Annotated in this window: 14 protein-coding genes and 1 pseudogene; 12 read left to right on the forward strand and 3 right to left on the reverse strand. The window is 45.0% G+C overall.

Annotated elements, in window-relative coordinates:
- Positions 1-16: 16 nt before the first annotated feature.
- The 12 genes and pseudogenes from MAS10914_RS0120510 to hetI form a co-directional block, all read left to right on the forward strand.
- Positions 17-4,132, forward strand: a pseudogene (locus MAS10914_RS0120510) (non-ribosomal peptide synthetase); the annotation flags it as partial.
- 288 nt (positions 4,133-4,420) lie between these two features.
- Positions 4,421-5,368 carry an RluA family pseudouridine synthase gene (locus MAS10914_RS0120515; protein ID WP_026082699.1) on the forward strand — a complete coding sequence of 316 codons (948 nt, stop codon included), beginning with the start codon at positions 4,421-4,423 and terminating at the stop codon, positions 5,366-5,368.
- A 711-nt stretch (positions 5,369-6,079) separates the two neighbouring features.
- Complete coding sequence (locus MAS10914_RS0120520; RefSeq protein ID WP_017317822.1) at positions 6,080-6,598, forward strand: phycocyanin subunit beta; 519 nt, start codon at positions 6,080-6,082, stop codon at positions 6,596-6,598.
- A 77-nt stretch (positions 6,599-6,675) separates the two neighbouring features.
- Positions 6,676-7,164 carry a phycocyanin subunit alpha gene (cpcA, locus tag MAS10914_RS0120525; RefSeq protein WP_017317823.1) on the forward strand — a complete coding sequence of 163 codons (489 nt, stop codon included), beginning with the start codon at positions 6,676-6,678 and terminating at the stop codon, positions 7,162-7,164.
- 157 nt (positions 7,165-7,321) lie between these two features.
- Complete coding sequence (locus MAS10914_RS0120530; RefSeq protein WP_017317824.1) at positions 7,322-8,182, forward strand: phycobilisome linker polypeptide; 861 nt, start codon at positions 7,322-7,324, stop codon at positions 8,180-8,182.
- A 111-nt stretch (positions 8,183-8,293) separates the two neighbouring features.
- Positions 8,294-8,569: a phycobilisome linker polypeptide gene (locus tag MAS10914_RS0120535; protein WP_017317825.1), complete on the forward strand. Its 276-nt coding sequence runs from the start codon at positions 8,294-8,296 to the stop codon at positions 8,567-8,569.
- Between the two features lie 11 nt (positions 8,570-8,580).
- Positions 8,581-9,411, forward strand: a complete 831-nt coding sequence (locus tag MAS10914_RS0120540; RefSeq protein ID WP_017317826.1) for a HEAT repeat domain-containing protein — start codon at positions 8,581-8,583, stop codon at positions 9,409-9,411.
- A gap of 96 nt (positions 9,412-9,507) precedes the next feature.
- The gene (locus tag MAS10914_RS0120545; protein ID WP_017317827.1) at positions 9,508-10,113 is read left to right on the forward strand and encodes a HEAT repeat domain-containing protein; all 606 of its coding nucleotides are present in this window, start codon (positions 9,508-9,510) and stop codon (positions 10,111-10,113) included.
- Between the two features lie 102 nt (positions 10,114-10,215).
- Entirely contained in the window at positions 10,216-11,052 is an 837-nt protein-coding gene (locus MAS10914_RS0120550) for a phycobilisome rod-core linker polypeptide (RefSeq protein ID WP_017317828.1), read from the forward strand.
- Between the two features lie 126 nt (positions 11,053-11,178).
- The gene (locus MAS10914_RS0120555; RefSeq protein ID WP_026082700.1) at positions 11,179-11,922 is read left to right on the forward strand and encodes a phycobilisome rod-core linker polypeptide; all 744 of its coding nucleotides are present in this window, start codon (positions 11,179-11,181) and stop codon (positions 11,920-11,922) included.
- Positions 11,923-12,075: 153 nt separating this feature from the next.
- Positions 12,076-12,843: a phycobilisome rod-core linker polypeptide gene (locus MAS10914_RS0120560; protein ID WP_017317830.1), complete on the forward strand. Its 768-nt coding sequence runs from the start codon at positions 12,076-12,078 to the stop codon at positions 12,841-12,843.
- Between the two features lie 808 nt (positions 12,844-13,651).
- A complete protein-coding gene (hetI, locus tag MAS10914_RS0120565; protein ID WP_017317831.1) occupies positions 13,652-14,371 on the forward strand; it encodes a 4'-phosphopantetheinyl transferase HetI in 720 nt (239 codons plus the stop codon).
- A 277-nt stretch (positions 14,372-14,648) separates the two neighbouring features.
- On the opposite strand, the gene MAS10914_RS35760 is transcribed toward hetI, so the two are convergent.
- The 3 genes from MAS10914_RS35760 to MAS10914_RS0120575 all read right to left on the reverse strand — a co-directional run bounded on the left by MAS10914_RS35760 (position 14,649) and on the right by MAS10914_RS0120575 (position 18,167).
- A complete protein-coding gene (locus MAS10914_RS35760; protein WP_232224205.1) occupies positions 14,649-14,819 on the reverse strand; it encodes a hypothetical protein in 171 nt (56 codons plus the stop codon).
- A 66-nt stretch (positions 14,820-14,885) separates the two neighbouring features.
- Complete coding sequence (locus tag MAS10914_RS0120570) at positions 14,886-16,409, reverse strand: thioester reductase domain-containing protein (protein ID WP_017317832.1); 1,524 nt, start codon at positions 16,407-16,409, stop codon at positions 14,886-14,888.
- A gap of 93 nt (positions 16,410-16,502) precedes the next feature.
- Complete coding sequence (locus MAS10914_RS0120575) at positions 16,503-18,167, reverse strand: PfaD family polyunsaturated fatty acid/polyketide biosynthesis protein (RefSeq protein ID WP_017317833.1); 1,665 nt, start codon at positions 18,165-18,167, stop codon at positions 16,503-16,505.
- Positions 18,168-18,263: the final 96 nt, after the last annotated feature.

An 18,263-nucleotide genomic window follows, 5' to 3' on the forward strand; every position in this document is an offset into this window, starting at 1 on the left:
GACAATTCAGCAGCTTATGAGTCAGCATCTTTACGATAACTCTCACTCAACTGCTGAAGAAAAACTCAATATTCCTGAAGAAGCAGAAGTTTTCATCTTCCCCACATCATTTGCACAAGCTAGATTGTGGTTTCTCAACCAGTTGACACCGAACAATCCCTTCTACAATGTGTCAACAGCAGTTCGCCTGACAGGGAGGCTCAACTTAACTGCTTTAGAGCAGACATTCAACGAAATTGTACGCCGTCACGAAACCTTACGCACGACTTTTGTGTTGGTAGAAGGGCAACCAGTGCAGGCAATAGCTCCCACTTTAACCATACCCCTTCGTGTAATAGACTTATGCAATCTCCAGAGCAAAGAACGCGAAACACAAGCACGGCAAATTGCAATCGAAGAGGCTCAACGTCCTTTCAATCTAACCACTGGTCCATTACTGCGAGTGACGCTGCTACAACTAGATGAAGCAGAATATGTGCTGTTGCTGAATCTACATCACATAGTTGCCGATGGTTGGTCAATTGGAGTGCTCATTCGAGAACTGGGGGCATTATACACAGCTTGTAGAGACGTTGCATGCAACGTCTCTACATCTCTGCCGGAACTGCCTATCCAGTATGCCGATTTCGCCCAATGGCAGCGTGAGTGGCTTGTGGGAGAAGAGCTGGAAACGCAGTTAGCTTACTGGCAAAAGCAATTGGACGGCATCTCGGTGCTGAATCTCCCCACCGACCGAACAAGACCACCAGTGCCAACATATAGGGGAGCGAAAAAATTTCTAGAACTACCGCAATCTTTAACTCAGGCACTGGAAGCACTGAGTCAAAAAGAAGGCGTTACGTTGTTCATGACCCTGCTGGCAGCTTTCCAGACGTTGCTCTATCGTTATACCCAGCAAGAGGACATTGCAGTAGGTTCAGCGATCGCCAATCGCAACCGCAGCGAGATAGAAGGGTTAATTGGTTTTTTTGTCAATAGCTTGGTGCTGCGTACTGATTTATCAGGCAACCCCACATTTCGGGAACTGTTGAATCGAGTGAAAGAGGTAGCTTTGGGAGCTTATGCCTATCAGGATTTACCCTTTGAAAAGCTGGTGGAGGAACTGCACCCAGAGCGGGATTTAAGTCGCCATCCACTGTTTCAGGTCGTATTTAGCCTGCAAAACACTCCCATCCAAGCATTAGAGCTACCTGGGGTCACGCTGTCGCTGTTCGAGTTCGACAGCCAAACCGCAAAGCTCGATTTGGAGTTCCACCTGTGGCAAGACTTGGAAAGCCTGAAAGGACAAGTCGTGTACAGCACAGATTTATTTGATGACAGCACTATTACTCGAATGCTGGGACACTTCCAAACGCTACTAGAAAGCATTGTCGCCGATCCAGAACAGCGCCTAAGAGATTTGCCTTTGCTGACTGCGCGAGAACAGCAGCAGTTATTGATTGATTGGAATAATACTAGCAGAGACTACCCACAGAACAAGTGTTTTCATCAGTTGTTTGAAGCACTTTTAGAACAAATTCCCAATGCGATCGCAGTAGTCTTTGAGGATGTAGAGACGCGACATATCGAGTCTTTAACCTACCACGAACTCAATATCAGAGCTAACCAACTAGCACACCACCTGCAACAACTGGGGGTTGTTCCGGACGTTTTAGTTGGCATCTGCGTAGAGCGTTCTTTTGAGATGATCATCGGACTGTTGGGAATCCTTAAGGCAGGTGGAGCATACTTGCCTTTAGATCCCACCTATCCTGAAGAGCGTCTTAACTTCATGCTGGAAGACGCGAAAGTAACTGTCTTGCTAACTCAGCAGCAATTCGTTGAGCGATTGGGGAAGGCTTCGGTATCTGTAATTTGCATAGATAAAGATTGGGAGACTATTGCACAACAAAGCGAGGAAAACCCAACCAGCTGCGTAACATCTGACAACCTAGCTTATGTCATCTACACGTCTGGTTCAACAGGAAAGCCTAAAGGCGTTTTGCTCCAGCACCGAGGACTATCCAACTTGGCAGAAGCTCAGATTGAGGTTTTCAACTTGCAACCGAGTCACCGCATTCTGCAATTCGCATCATTGAGTTTCGATGCCTCAATTTTTGAGATTGTCATGGCACTGCGAACAGGAGCAACTCTTTATTTAGCAAACAAAGAATCCCTTTTACCCGGACAAGCTTTGCTCCAACTATTGCGCGAAAAAGCTATTACTCACGTTACCCTTCCGCCTGCAGTGTTGGCAGTCCTACCTGCAGAATCTCTGCCCGCACTGCAAACTATTATTTGTGCAGGCGAATCCTGTTCCGAAAATATTATAAAACGTTGGGGATCTGGTCGTCAGTTTTTTAACGCTTACGGACCGACTGAAGCCACTGTTTGGTCAACCGTTGCAGAAATTAGCGCTACTGCTGAAAAACCGTCCATTGGTCGCCCTATTGCTAACACTCAAATTTATATATTAGATAAGCATTTACAACCTTTGCCAATTGGAATTCCTGGAGAATTATACATTGGTGGTGATGGACTGGCGCAAGGCTATCTTAACCGTCCTGAATTAACTGCTGAAAAGTTTATTCCCAATCCTTTTAGTGATAAAAAGGGAGCGCGACTATACAAGACGGGCGATTTAGCTCGTTATCGACCAGAGGGCAATATTGAATTTTTAGGTCGCATCGATAATCAGGTCAAAATTCGCGGTTTCCGCATCGAGTTGGGAGAGATTGAAACGGTGCTGAAACAGCATCAAAGCGTGCAAGAAACGGTGGTCATTGCTAAAGAGAATGTATCTGGTGATAAGCACTTGGTGGCTTATATTGTTCCCAACTCGAAGCAGGTACCAACAACCATTGAACTACGCGAATTTTTAAAAGAAAAATTGCCAGCATACATGGTGCCTTCAATTTTTGTAGTGGTAGATTCTCTGCCACTAACACCTAATGGTAAAGTGGATCGCCGTGCGCTAAGAGCATTCGATAATCCGACTAGCCGCTCAATAGATAAAGCCTTTGTTGCTCCTCGTACCCCAATCGAGTTAACACTTGCAAAAATCTGGGTAGAGACGTTGCATGCAACGTCTCTTGAACATATAAGTATTCACGACAACTTCTTCGATTTGGGAGGAAATTCACTGCTAGCTGTGCGGCTTGTAGAGCAAATACACAAGCAGTTTGAGCGTGAGTTGCCGCTCTCTTCCTTATTTTTAAATCCAACAATTGAAAGTTTAGCGAATTCTCTATCTCCAGGAAAAGATTCTCTGCCTTGGTCTCCCTTGGTTGCAATTCAGCCTGCTGGTTCAAATCCTCCTTTCTTCTGTGTCCATCCCATCTTTGGTGTTATCTTTCCTTATTATGAATTGGCTCATCAGTTAGGGACAAATCAACCATTTTACGGGCTACAACCTATGGGACTTGACGGAGAAACTTCGCCATTCACTCGTATTGAAGACATGGCTGCTTATTACATTGAAGCATTGCGTAGGGTGCAACCAAGCGGTCCTTATTTTTTAGGAGGTTGGTCTTTTGGAGGTTTGGTTGCTTTTGAGATGGCTCAACAACTCCAAAAAGCTGGGGATGAAGTGGCTCTACTTGCTATGCTGGATACTGTAGCACCAGTTCCTGGCAATACACCTTCTGTGGGCGATAGTTTCAGGTTTCTTTTCACCACAGTAGCGCGATATATATGGTCATTTTTCCTCGATTATTTTTATTTAATGGCCGCTTCTAACAAGAACCAAGTTGATAGTTTGACTTCTCGTTTTCCTATTTTTAATAAGTTGGTTAATAAGTTGGTTCGAGATATTGAAACTAATCTATTTTCGTACTTTATGCCTCAGGAGTCCAGGTCACGGATTTTGAGCGAGTTAACAATTCGCCCAATGCTTCGTGTTTTCTATGCCAACACCCAAGCAACTCTCAACTACGTTCCGCAAGTCTACCCTAAACAAATTACTCTCTTCAAAACAAGCGTTAAGTCAAGAATTACCGAGCAAGATCCAAGTAGGGGTTGGGGTAAGCTAGCCTTTGGAGGAGTGGAAATTCATACAATTGCTGGCAATCACCTAACGATGCTTAGAAAACCCCACATTCAGGTTCTCGTTGAACAGCTAAGAGCTTGTATTGAAAAAGCACAGACTTTATAAAACAGCATCTGTGGGATAACAAATTATTTAGTTACTCGCCAAGTTTTACAATCTCCACAGCTTCTTCATTTTCTCCCTCTAAGATTTTAAGATAAAGAACGGTGTTCCTCTCGGCAGAGTTTGTTTCTCTAGACAAAGGTGCGGTGTTAATACCTCCGCACCTTTGCCATTGTCCACTTGCTTACTCATCAGCGTCGCATGGATGAAGCAGCAACCTCACCGAAGTCCTCTGTTGCCTCGTTCGGTTCGTTACAATCAGTAACGCTATCATCACCACAACGAACAACTGTGACCGAAATAAATTTACAAGTTTCAGAAGAAGGAGACCGTTTAGATCGCTACCTTTCTCAACAATTACCAAACTTATCCCGCTCCCGCATCCAGCAGTTAATTGAACAGGGTAACGTCCAACTTAACAGTAAAGTCTGCACATCTAAAAAGACAACTGTCAAAGCAGGCGATCGCATCTTTTTAGGAATACCAGAAGCCGAACCTTTAGAACTCCAACCAGAAGATATTCCTCTCGATATCCTCTATGAAGATGACTCCCTGCTAATTATCAACAAACCTGCTGGGTTAGTCGTTCATCCTGCACCAGGTCATCAAGACGGTACCTTGGTCAATGCTATCTTGGCTCACTGTCCAAACCTACCAGGAATTGGGGGTGTTCAACGTCCGGGAATTGTCCATCGACTGGATAAAGATACAACAGGGGCGATCGCAATTGCTAAAACAGAACTCGCCCATCAACATCTACAAGCGCAACTAAAAGCAAAAACCGCACGACGAGAGTACCTTGGCGTTGTCTACGGTTCGCCTACGCCTAAAACCGAAAGCGGTATTATCGACTTTCCCATTGGTCGTCATCCAGTTGACCGCAAAAAAATGGCAGTTGTTCCAGTAGAACAGGGGGGACGACCTGCGGTTACGCACTGGAAAGTCAAAGAACGTTTAGGCAACTATACATTAATGCACTTCCAGTTAGAAACCGGACGTACTCATCAAATTCGCGTCCACAGCACTCATATAGGTCATCCTATTGTCGGCGACCCCGTTTATAGTTCCGGTCGTTCTGTGGGAGTCAATTTGCCAGGTCAAGCACTCCATGCTTGGCGACTTAAGGTACAACATCCAGTGTCCGGCGAGTGGATTGAGGTGACAGCACCCCCTCCCCAAACGTTCACAACTCTGCTAGAAGTTCTCCGACGGAGATTTACCATCTCTCCCCAGAAATAAAAATAATAAGTTTTTTAGATTTTTATTAAGTTTTATTACGTAACGGGAAAATCACTGTTCAACAAGAGGACGACAAACGGTACAAGGGCGCAAGAGTACAAGGGAATAATAATTGTTCTTCTACTCCGCCTACCTCCCCACCTCCACCTGTCGGAAAGAATTTCAGAAACGAAAAGCTATATTTAGCTTTTTTTTGTTAAGAATTCTTTACACGATTTAGTGAGGCTATAGATGAGATGGCAAACTACAATATGTAGTCCTGTCTAGGTTTGCAGAAAAATTAAAAAAATATAAATAAGTTAAAATCACGCCTTGAGTAAACTGAATATAAAGTTTTGTTACCAAAAAAACTTCGTTTTCTCAGGCAAAGCCCTTATATGTAAAGGATTTGAGGGTTTTCTTATTGCTCTATCTCATTTATTCATAATTTGTAACAGATAATGCCCCTATAGCGTTGTATAAACATAAGCTGGAGGGGTTAAAGAACAGACAAAAGTTAAACAAAGCAATCAATCTGCAAAGTTTGCCAGTTTCTCATAAAATCACCCCATTTTTCTCATAATCTCTCGTTCATCATAAAGAGCAGAGAAATGAGAGGTAAGCTGAGAAACAGTTTTATTTAGAGTCTGTTGTTAGCCATTCCAGTTTGATAAAACAATCCCAGTTTTAATCAAGACAGCACTCAACTAAGCAATTAGGAGAATAAATTCCATGTTAGACGCATTCGCCAAGGTGGTTTCTCAAGCTGACTCCAGAGGTGAGTTCCTCAGCAGCGAGCAACTCGATGCTCTCACCAACATGGTGAAGGACGGCAACAAGCGCTTGGATACCGTCAACCGCATCACCAGCAATGCTTCCCAAATCGTTACCGACGCTGCTCGCAGCTTGTTTGAAGAGCAACCCCAATTGATTGCTCCTGGTGGTAACGCTTACACCAATCGTCGCATGGCTGCTTGTCTGCGCGACATGGAAATCATCTTGCGCTATGTTACCTACGCTATCCTAGCTGGTGACGCTAGCGTCCTGGATGACCGCTGCTTGAACGGCTTGCGCGAAACCTACCAAGCTTTAGGTACTCCCGGTTCTTCCGTAGCAACTGGCGTTCAGAAGATGAAGGAAGCTGCAGTTAAGATTGCTAACGATCCAGCTGGTATCACTCAAGGCGATTGCAGCCAATTGATGTCTGAAGTAGCTAGCTACTTTGATCGCGCTGCTTCTGCTGTTGCTTAATAAAAACAAGAAAAGCTCAGAACCTAAAAATAGGGATCTTGGCAAAAAATTACAAAACACCAAGGAGATTCTACACTATGAAAACACCAATTACCGAGGCAATTGCAGCTGCTGATACCCAAGGACGTTTTTTGGGCAACACCGAACTCCAAGCAGTTAACGGTCGTTTTGAGCGTGCTGCTGCAAGCATGGAAGCTGCTCGCGCCCTCACCCAAAACGCTCAGCGCCTCATTGATGGTGCTGCTCAAGCAGTGTACCAAAAGTTCCCCTACACCACCCAAATGCAGGGACCTCAGTACGCTTCTGATTCTCGTGGTAAGTCCAAGTGCGCGCGTGACGTAGGTCACTACCTGCGGATGGTAACCTACTGCTTAGTTGCTGGTGGCACCGGTCCAATGGACGAGTACCTAATTGCTGGTTTGGATGAAATCAACCGCTCCTTTGAATTGTCCAACAGCTGGTACGTAGAAGCTTTGAAGCACATCAAAGGTAACCACGGTCTGTCAGGTCAAGCTGCTAACGAAGCCAACACCTACATTGATTACGCTATCAACGCTCTAAGCTAGATTGCGCTCAGGCCCGGAGAGGGATGCAAGTGCTGGATGGAATCACCTAGCAGTTGAATCAAGCTCCGGGCATTGTTTTATCTGGGGATAGATAAAAAATATTTATCAAAGCACGCTGTAAATAACAGCAAAAGTGCAAAAAAATAGGGGAAAAAAAATGGCGATTACAGCAGCAGCATCCAGGCTGGGAACAGCAGCCTTTAGCGAAGCACCTCGAGTTGAACTGCGCCTCAACCCAACCAAAGAAGATGTCGAAGCGGTGATTCGTGCCGTGTATCGGCAATTATTGGGTAATGACTATTTAATGGCATCAGAACGCCTCACAAGTGCAGAATCGCTCCTGCGTGATGGTAACCTGACAGTGCGGGAATTTGTGCGTAGCGTTGCCAAGTCAGAACTCTACAAGAACAAGTTTTTCTACAACAATTTTCAAACCCGATTAATTGAACTTAACTACAAGCATTTGTTGGGCCGTGCTCCCTACGATGAGTCTGAGGTGGTTTACCACTTAGATCTGTACCAAAACAAAGGGTATGATGCCGAAATAGACTCCTACATTGATTCTGTAGAGTACCAGACAAACTTCGGCGACAACATCGTACCTTACTATCGCGGTTTTGAAACTCAAACAGGACAAAAAACTGTAGGCTTTAACCGAATGTTCCGGTTATACCGGGGTTATGCCAATAGCGATCGCTCTCAAGTAGAAGGCAAAAATCCCCGTTTGGCTCGCGAACTGGCAAATAACAGCGCTTCCTCCATCGTAGGACCTTCTGGAAGTAACGAAAACTGGGGCTACCGTGCATCTAGTGATGTTGCTCCTCGGAAAAATTTGGGGAATGCAGTGGGAGTAGGCGATCGCGTCTATCGCATCGAAGTATCCGGACTTCTCAGTCCTGGCTACCCCAAGGTGCGCCGCAGCAGCACCGCCTTCTTTGTGCCTTACGAGCGCCTTTCTGAAAAATTGCAGCAACTTCAGCGCCAAGGCGGAAAGATTGTCAGCATCAACCCAGCCTAGAAGAAGAGGGGGAGAGAGGGGGAGAGGGGGAAGTTATTGTTCTTTTACCTCCTCCACTCCTCCACTCCTCGCCTTAGCAATCATTAAGTTACTAAAGGAGAAATAGGAAGGATGTTTGGTCAAACCACAGTTGGTACTGGTGGACTTTCTTCAGCTAGCAGCCGGATGTTTCGTTATGAAGTCGTGGGCTTGCGCCAAAACGAAGAGAATGACAAGAATAACTACGACATCCGTCGCAGCGGTAGCGTGTATGTCACAGTGCCATACAACCGGATGAACGAAGAAATGCAGCGGATTACCCGCATGGGCGGTAGAATTGTCAAAATAGAGCCTTTGACCGCTGAATCAGCACTCAAGCCTGATAGCGAATCCGAAGCCCAGGGCTAACTACAAGCGCAATGAAAGAGCCAGGTGCGGAGGAATATTCCGCAGAAAACGCACCGCCGTTGACGCCAGAGCAAGCGATTGCCAATCTCAACTCACCAGATACAAGTCTCCGCTATTATGCCGCTTGGTGGCTGGGCAAATTTCGCGTCCAGTCACCAGAGGCTGTAGACGCCTTAATTGCAGCGTTAGAAGATGAAGCCGACAGAACAGAACTTGGAGGCTATCCTCTGCGACGCAATGCCGCAAGAGCGCTAGGGAAATTAGGCGACGCTAAAGCCGTACCAAGCTTAATCAAATGCTTGGAATGCCCCGACTTTTACGTGCGGGAAGCAGCCGCCCAGTCTCTGGAAATGTTGCGTGACCCTGCTGCTGTCTCAGTACTGGTGCAACTGCTAGATGGGGGTGTAGCAGCTGCTGTGCAAGTGCCGGGACGACCTCACTTAACCCAGCCATATGAAGCGGTGATAGAAGCCTTAGGAGCAATTGGTGCAACTGAGGCTATTGCGCTAATTCAACCTTTCCAGAAGCATCCAACACCACGGGTGCAGTGTGCCGCAGCCAGAGCAATGTACCAACTGACACAAGACCCAATATACGGGGAGCGTTTGGTGAAAATGTTGGATAGCAGCGATCTGAAATTGCGCCGCGTTGTTTTGGGGGATTTGGGTGCCATAGGCTATGTAGCAGCAGCGGAGGCGATCGCTAACGCCACGGTTGAAAATAGTTTTAAACTTCTTGCCCTTAAAGGGATACTAGAGCATCAACTTAAAGAAGAGTTAGATGTATCTCCCCTTTCTGATAACGCCATCAAGGTCATGAACTTGATGGATTCGCTGTTGTAGTGATTGGTTAGTGGTTAATAGGACTAATGTACAGACGTGCCATGGCACTACAACTAAGACGTACCATAGCGCGTCTCTACAACTAACTCTTGACAGATGACTAATACCCAACATTTAATTCGTGCCGTTGCTGAGGCAGACTCATCTGCCTTGATGGTGGCGGCAGTACAAAAATTGGCAGCAGCGAAAGATCCAGCAGCAATTCCCACCTTAATAACCGTGTTCGGTTACAACAATCCAGGGGCAGCAGTGGCGGCAGTTGCTGGACTGACAGAGTTGGGAGAAGTGGCAGTGCCACAGTTGTTAGCACAGATCGATGATTATAACTATGGCGCACGCGCTTACTCGATTAGGACGCTGGCTGCGATTAGAGACCCCCGCGCTTTAGATATATTACTTGCAGCAGCAGCCACTGACTTTGCCCCTAGTGTCCGACGTGCAGCAACCAAGGGGCTGGGAAACTTATACTGGCATCAGCTGGATATTCCAGAACGCCACATAGCTCACAAAAGAGCATTGGAAACTTTGCTTTCCATATCCCAAGACACAGACTGGTCGATTCGCTATGCTGCCATTGTCGGTTTGCAAGCGCTTGCGAAAATACCTGATTTGCAAGAGCCAATCCAGGCTAGATTCGAGGAAATGCTGGCAACTGATGCCGAAGAAGCAGTCCGCGCTCGCGTGCAACTGGCTCAAATCTAGAAACGCGCCATAGCGAGTCAGCGCTGCAGGAGGGTCAGCCCGCTCTCACGGCGACTGGCTTCGCGTCTGCTACACATACCATAAAACAAGGTAAAAGTAAAGATGTCAATACCATTACTCCAATTTACACCAACTACGCAAAATCAGCGTGTCGAAGGCTATGAAGTCCCAGGCGAAGACACGCCCACAATTTATCGGTTGACAGATGCGACTTCAGATGATGAGGTTGATGCCATCATTTGGGCAGGATATCGGCAAATCTTCAGTGAACATTTAATTTTAGATAGCTATCGCCAACCCTTCCTAGAATCCCAACTACGAAATCAGGCAATTAACGTCCGGGACTTTGTCCGGGGACTAGGCAAATCCGACGTTTATCGAGGACTAGTAGGAGAAACCAATTCCAACTACCGCTTAGTAGACATCAGCTTCAAGCGATTTTTAGGACGTGCTACCTATGGCAAAGACGAGCAGATTTCCTGGTCTATTGTCATTGCCACAAAGGGATTGCATGGTTTTATCGACGCACTGGTGGATAGTGAAGAGTACCGCCAGAACTTTGGCGATGATATTGTGCCTTTCCAGCGCCGCCGCTTTAAAGACCGACCCTTTAACTTAGTCAATCCCCGCTACGCCGATTACTGGCGCAATCGCGAGATGGTACAATCCCTGGCAGGTCGTTCCTACTACCAAGTTGCAGTCTCAGGGCAATCCGTACAAAGGGGAGTGCGTCAAGCGATTCCTGATACCTTCTTAGCAATGGCTGCTAGTATCGCACCAGGCGGGATGAATTACCAGCGTACTAGCGATAGGTCGAGAAATTACATCTCCTCCGTAGAGCTTCCTGAGACGTACAGTAATGCAGCAGCGCACCCAACAGTAAAACCCACAAAAGTTGCCTTGCCTTATCGTTACATTCCTGGTAACAAGACCACTTGAAGAGTCATTAGTCATTAGTCACGAGTCATGAGTAAAAAAGCCAAGGACAAATGACAAATGACAAATGACAAAGAACAAAGGACAAAGGACAAAGGACAAAGGACAAAGGACAAAGGACAATTAACTATGTCAATACCTCTACTGCAATATAAACCAAGTTCGCAAAATCAGCGCGTTGCTGGTTACGAAGTAGGTAACGAAGATACTCCCAGGATTTACCGCCTAGAAGACTCTCCTTCTAATAGCGAAATCCAAGAATTAATTTGGGCAGCATATCGCCAAGTTGTCAGCGAACACGAAATCTTGAGTTTTTACCGCCAGACCAATTTAGAATCCCAGCTCAAAAACCGAGCAATTACTGTGCGCGACTTTATCCGGGGTTTGGCAAAGTCTGAAGCGTTTCGTCGCCTAGTGGTAGAGACAAACTCTAACTACCGCGTTGTAGAACTTAGCCTCAAACGACTTTTGGGTCGTGCGCCGTACAACAAAGACGAAGAAATTGCTTGGTCAATAAAAATTGCCACCTTGGGCTTTGGCGGTTTTGTTGATGCTTTATTAGACAGCGAGGAATATCTCACTAATTTTGGTGAGAATACAGTTCCTTACCAACGTCGTCGCTTTAAAGACAGACCCTTTAACCTGGTGACGCCTCGCTATGGCAATTACTGGCGCGATAAGCAAGAAACCGAGCGCTACAAGTGGGGTGATATCAACAACTTCGTCGAAATGGCGAATTCCATCAAGATTAATCCCGTGAAATACACACCAGTTAACACGGCAAACATTCAAATTCCCAACACAACACGAGAAACAAAGCCGCAAGGAATTCCCGTTTCCATCAGCCCCACTGCAAGTTTTCCCGTAAGGTAACTTGTAAGTGGTTAGTGGTTAGTGGTTAGTAGAACAAATAACTAACAATTAACAACTATCATGCGGGAAAATAATAAAAGAATGAGGATGTTGAGCAATCAAGCCTCTCGCTCTTTGTTTAAATAGTTGATAATTTACGAGGAAGAACAGAGCATGGCACTGCCTCTACTTCAATACAAACCAAGCAGCCAAAATCAGCGGGTCAAGAGCTTTGGCAAGGCTGACCAAAATGAAGATACACCGTATATCTACCGTCTAGAAGATGTCAGCAGTTACACTGATATGCAAAACATCATTTGGGCAGGATATCGCCAAGTTTTCAGCGAGCATGAGATTCTCAGTTTCAACCGCCAAAAGAATCTAGAATCCCAGCTGAAAAATGGCTCGATTACCGTACGCGACTTCATCCGTGGTCTAGCCAAGTCTGAGGCTTTCTACCGTGTCGTTGTTTCGGTGAATAACAACTACCGTTTGGTAGAAATCTGCCTCAAGCGCTTTTTGGGTCGTGCGCCTTACAACAAGGACGAAGAAATTGCTTGGTCAATTGTTATTGGCACTAAAGGCTTTAGTGGCTTAGTTGATGCCCTCATCGACAGTGACGAGTACACCGAAGCTTTTGGGGATAACACTGTACCTTACCAACGTAAGCGCATGGAAGGACGCCCCTTCAACTTGGTCACTCCTCGCTACGGCGAAGACTTCCAAGAAACAGCTGGCACCGTTACAACCGACTGGCGCTTTACTCTGGACAAATTCTACAGCCGCAAGTTCCAAGAACGGCAACTGGCAGAAGGCGATCCGCGCAAGTACCGCGACATGGCAGAGTCTATCAATACCAAAGGCAGCTACGCTCAACGCATTTCCGCCTTTGATATCGATTATTTGAGCCTCGTGCCAAGTCGTGGTGGTAGCAAACGCTAACATTTAAACTCTAATTACCTCAATTTCATACTGGGTCTGGTTACTGCGTTGATGTAACATACAGGTTGACTTTCTTTAGTTAACTGGGTGTTGCCTTGAGTGGAGACTAGACCCAGTCGTTTTTATTATGTGTGTAGGGAAATTTGCGCTTCTACAGCGGATTCATAGCGCAACTCAATTAGACTTCTTGCAAAAATACGATTTATGAATTTTTGAACCACAGATGGACACAGATGGACACAGATAAATATTGGTGTAGCCTACGGCACGGCTTACGCCTATATCTGTGGTTCATTATTTCTTTGGTGGTGTACCTTACCTAATTGCAAACTACTATATATGTTGCAAAATTGCAAAAATTTTTGAAATTGGTATAACACAGCAGCATTTAATAGAAAACTATTGCCTCGCTTTTGGATAAAGCTAAGAAATCAAAGAAGTCAGAGAATAGTTAAGAATTGTCTACAAGAAGACTATCGGGAGAAGCTCATAAAGTTGTATAATAACGGGAAAGTCAAAAAGCAAAACCGATTTTGACAACGCACTTTTTCTTCTATCTCTTGAAAAAGCGACAAGACTGTTTGACTTTGATTTGAGTGTGAGATTGGGGTTTTCCGATGAAAACCCAGACGAGAGGAAGGCGGGATAAATCCATACATCCTCTGTATCTTGTCGCGGGAGTGGTAAATTACCGGACAATGATTTGGGGATGATAGTTTACAGCGATAAGACACCGCTGTTACCACCAGTCCTCTCAAAATTTAGGTATCTAAATTCAGGCATTAGCTGACTATTACTGCGTGACTCAATGACTGTTAATAATCATTTGTGGCTGCCTGCATCGCCAGATTTAACTTTGTTGCAGGATGAAATTCATGTCTGGCGAATTGAGCTTGACAGACCAGAAACACAGTTGCAACATTTGACAGCAACGCTCTCCAGCGACGAAGTTTGTCGGGCAAAGCGGTTCTATAAAGAACAGCATCGGCAGCGTTTTATTGCTGGTCGGGGTATCCTGCGAACCATATTGGGTCGCTACTTGGGTATAGAAGCGCAACAGTTGCAGTTCTGTTATGAACCCTCTGGCAAACCAGTGTTAGCTGAGACATTTGCCGATAGTAAACTATGGTTTAACTTGACTCATTCTCAAGGGTTAGCTCTGTGTGCAGTGAGTTGCGATCGCCTCGTGGGGGTAGACCTAGAGTACATCCGCCCAATTTCCGACGTTCTCGCCCTTGCGAAACGATACTTTTCACCTGGGGAATATGCAGTGATGTGTGGGCTTCCTCCCCATCAAATGCAACAGGTGTTTTTCCGCTACTGGACTTGCAAAGAAGCATATTTAAAAGCAACTGGAGTAGGACTTGCTCAGCTAGAGCAAATAGAGGTTTCTCTGACTCCAGGACAACCAGCAAGGCTAAAGACAAAGCAACAGTGGAGCCTGTTAGAGCTTGTACCTGATAACAATTCTGTTGCATCTGTTGCGGTGGAAGGTTATGGCTTACGTCTCAAGTGCTGGCAGTATTGATATATAGCTAGTCAACATTGCCATCCCAAAACGATGGCAGTATTAGCAACGGATTGCTAACGGATGTAGCGGATAAGCTATCTGTGCAATTGACAGATAAACTATCCGTTACATCTGCTATACGATCCGTTGCTAGCTTTAGTGTTCATGAGCCAACAGAATGTAGAGACGTAGCATGCTACGTCTCTACATAAGCGGACACTTTCACACACGGCAGAGGTCTAATGCGGAACTCACGTATGAATTATAGTGCTTCTCATCTGAGTGAAGTACTAATTCATCTGTGTCCATCTGTACGGCAGTTTGCACACTCGGGGGAACCCCCCTCCGGGTATGCCTGCGGCACGCCTGACGGCGTTGGCGTAGCCTGTCCGCAGGACTTACACCAGTCGCCTGGGTCGGGAAACCCTCCTTGCAACTTCTCTGTGCAACGCACGCAAGAGTCCATCTGTGGTTCATTATTTCTTTGTGTACCTCAGCCAATTGCAAACCGCTATAGGTCAATCCTAGCTTTCTATGCAACATTCAAAAAACCGCTCGAAATCCAGTAAGAGGAGTATGTCATAAACAATTTAGAGTCTATTGGTGGACAGACGATAGAACTTCCAGCAAGTGACTCAAGTGTCTGCTGACAGCTGATAATAGGTCTTCTGGCTTGCAGGTATAAATCTGGAATGGTCAGTCCTTCTTGCGACCAGCGCTCAAACAAGAAAGGTCGCAGCGCGTACAAAGGATTTTCCACAGAAGTTACATTTTTCATTAACTGTGTTTGCCACTCGTCGTAAGGAAGTAGTTGAATTGGAAAACCAAAAGAGCGCATCCACTCAACTAACACCTTCAAGGAAACAGGTTGGGGATGTTGCAAGTGGAAAGCTTTGCCCATCGATTCTTTCTGCCTTGATAGATAAACAATCGCTTTGCTCACATAGTCTACAGGAGACGCATCCATTATGTACTCCACATCTGGAAAACACCCCATCTCAAGACAGCCCTTTATCATCAAGCAGATAAAGTCATGCGTGTTAGACACACCTGTTTGACTGTCTCCTCCTATCAATGGTGGTCTGTGGATAGTCACGGGAAGTCCTCGGTCACGAGCAATCTTGACTAACTTTTCAGCAACCCACTTAGTTTGAGAGTAACCGAGATAAATACCCTCCCAATGGTTAAAATCATCCTGTTCTTTGACAACTTTGCCAGCATAAGCAGGTGATTCAAAAACAGCAACACTAGAAACGTAGTGCAGGGGTTTGACTTTGATTGCACTTGCCAAACGTATGACTTCCTGTGTTCCTAGAACATTAGCAGCCTTCAGTGCTGAGTAGGGATAAACATAATTTAGCGTGGCAGCACTATGATACACAGCGTCAAGATTAGCTGCCAGCATTTCAAACCCTTCAGTACTAATACCTAAGAATGGCTGAGATAAATCTCCAGGAATCGCAATAATTCTGGGGCTGAATTGTTCTTCCCAAAGTAAATATTGTTGCAGGTTTTGCTTCAGCTTTCGCTTGCCTTCCTTTGAATTAGCAGCACGTACTAAGCAGTAGATATCTGCATCTGTCGTCTGTAGCAGTTCATAGATGATAAAAGCGCCTAAAAAGCCTGTTCCTCCAGTTAGGAAGACATTATTCAGTTCACTTGTAAATTGAAATGGTGTAGATGCAGGACGGATATTTTGGTCTAGAACAGCTTCAGCACTTAAATCGAGCATCGGCGTCTTGAAAGCAGAAACATTTGCTCGAGAGGCAACTCTCGTGTCTTCAATCTGTGACTCCAATACGAGCGATTCTTCAGCTAAACGCTGTGAAAGTGCTTCGATATTTGGATAGTGCCACAACAACGTAGGAGAGACTTCAAATCCCAGCATTTTTTCTGCTTTCGTGACTAAAAGCATAGCTTGAGCCGAGTCCAAACCGTAGCTGTCTAGAGGCTCTTGGACATTGATTTCATCAGATGCGATTTTTAATCCATCAGCAACAATAGACACTAGCAATGCTTGAATTTCTTCTGCCGTATGAGACTGTTTTGAAGCCATTATTTACAAACCTCTAACATCATAGTCTGCGATTTCTGAGAAACCCGGTTTCTTTGAGAAACCGGGTTTTTTGAACCCATGAATTTTTAGCTCTTACAAGCTAGTAGAACAAACTGGACGATATTGACAGTAGTCGTCTGAGATTTGCAGTCCTTGAATTTTCAAACTTTGAATGCGGTATAAAAATGCTGCTCCAGTCATAATATGATCAGCAACATCAACCACGCGGCGACTTTTTGGGTCAGCCAAATAAGAATCACGAACCCAGTCATTAAAGCTACCCATGACTGGACCGCACCAAATTTGATAATCGACTTCTCGACCCTTTTCTCCAGAACTAGACCAGCGAGAGGACAATCCTAAATACCAGCGAAAAATTGCTGCCATTTTCATTTTGGGATTGTTGATTGCTTTTCCGAGTTTTTCAGGATTTCTTGTGGATAAATAAGTTGCAGTTTCTTCCCATATCTGAGCAAGGCTGTTACGAAAAACTTGTTTCTCTAATTTTTCTCTTTCTTCAATAGGAATATCTTCAATCGAGTTATAATTTCTGTATATTTCATACAGTTTCTGAGCTCGTAGAGGGAACATAGTTCCTCTTTTTAAAACTTGAAGCTTCACTCCCATTTCAAACATATCAGCTGCTGGAGCCATCATCATGTCAGCCATTTCTGCTTGTGCTAGCAATCGCTTCGTATATTCACAAGTTCCAGCTTCAACACAAGACTGATTAATCGAACCAGTCACCACATAAGCAGCACCCATCATAAAGCCGGCTAAAGCTGATTGTGGTGTCCCAATTCCTCCAGCTACTCCAACTCTGATAGGTGTTGAGTAACGATATTTTTCCTGAATTTCATGTTTTAATGCCAAAATAGAAGGCAGGAGACAAACTAAGGGACGATTGTCTGTATGACCGCCAGAATCAGCTTCCACAGTAATATCATCGGCAATGGGAAGCTGGGCTGCAAGATTTGCTTGTAACTCACTGATGAGTCCTTGTGCAACAAGTTCTTTCAGTATTTTTAGTGGTGCTGGTTGGAGAAATTTGCTAGCGACTTCTCGCCGAGAAATTTTGGCAATGACTTTGTTTTTGATTTCAATTTGATTGGCTGCATTTACACCTAATCCAGCCGCCCGATAATAGACAATATTGGGAGTCAAGTCCAAAAATGCTGAAGCCTCTACAGTTTTCACCCCATATTTGAGGTATAAATCGACAGCACGACGTTCAAGAGCAGGTTCATTCGGACTGTGAATCAGATTAGAAGCGTAGGGACCTTGAGGTAAGGCTTGTTGAATACGGTTAATAGCTGCTTCAAGACGGTCTGGACTTAAACCACCAGCACCAAAGGAACTCAAAATTTTCTCTTTTCCGAGTGCAATCACCATCTCAACAGATGCAATACCGCCAGCCATTGCACCCGTAGCATAGGCATATTTCACACCATGAGAGGAAAGAAAACTGGGGTCTCCTAAACTATGTGTTGAGATGGGTGGAACTGCCATCAACAATTCTACTTGTCCTGTCCCATTCTCAGTAGGACAAGAATAACCTTCGTTGGTGACGCCAATTTTCCCTGCTACTCTTACGATGTAACACGGTTTATGTAAATTATGTAACTTATCTTTGATAGCTGACTGTTCAAATGCAACACAATCTAAAGAACCTTTCCACACTTGATTGTGATTGAATAAGTTACCAAAAAAGCGAAGACCATTATTGTATTTACCTAATACCGTATCTTCAGTTTTCACGGTAGTGATTCCCTTGAATTGTTAGTAAGAGAGAGTGGTAGTGGGTAGTGGGTAGTGGGTAGTGGAAGTTTTTGAGAACTAACAACTATCCACTAA

The organism is Mastigocladopsis repens PCC 10914 (assembly GCF_000315565.1).
Lineage (GTDB): Bacteria > Cyanobacteriota > Cyanobacteriia > Cyanobacteriales > Nostocaceae > Mastigocladopsis > Mastigocladopsis repens.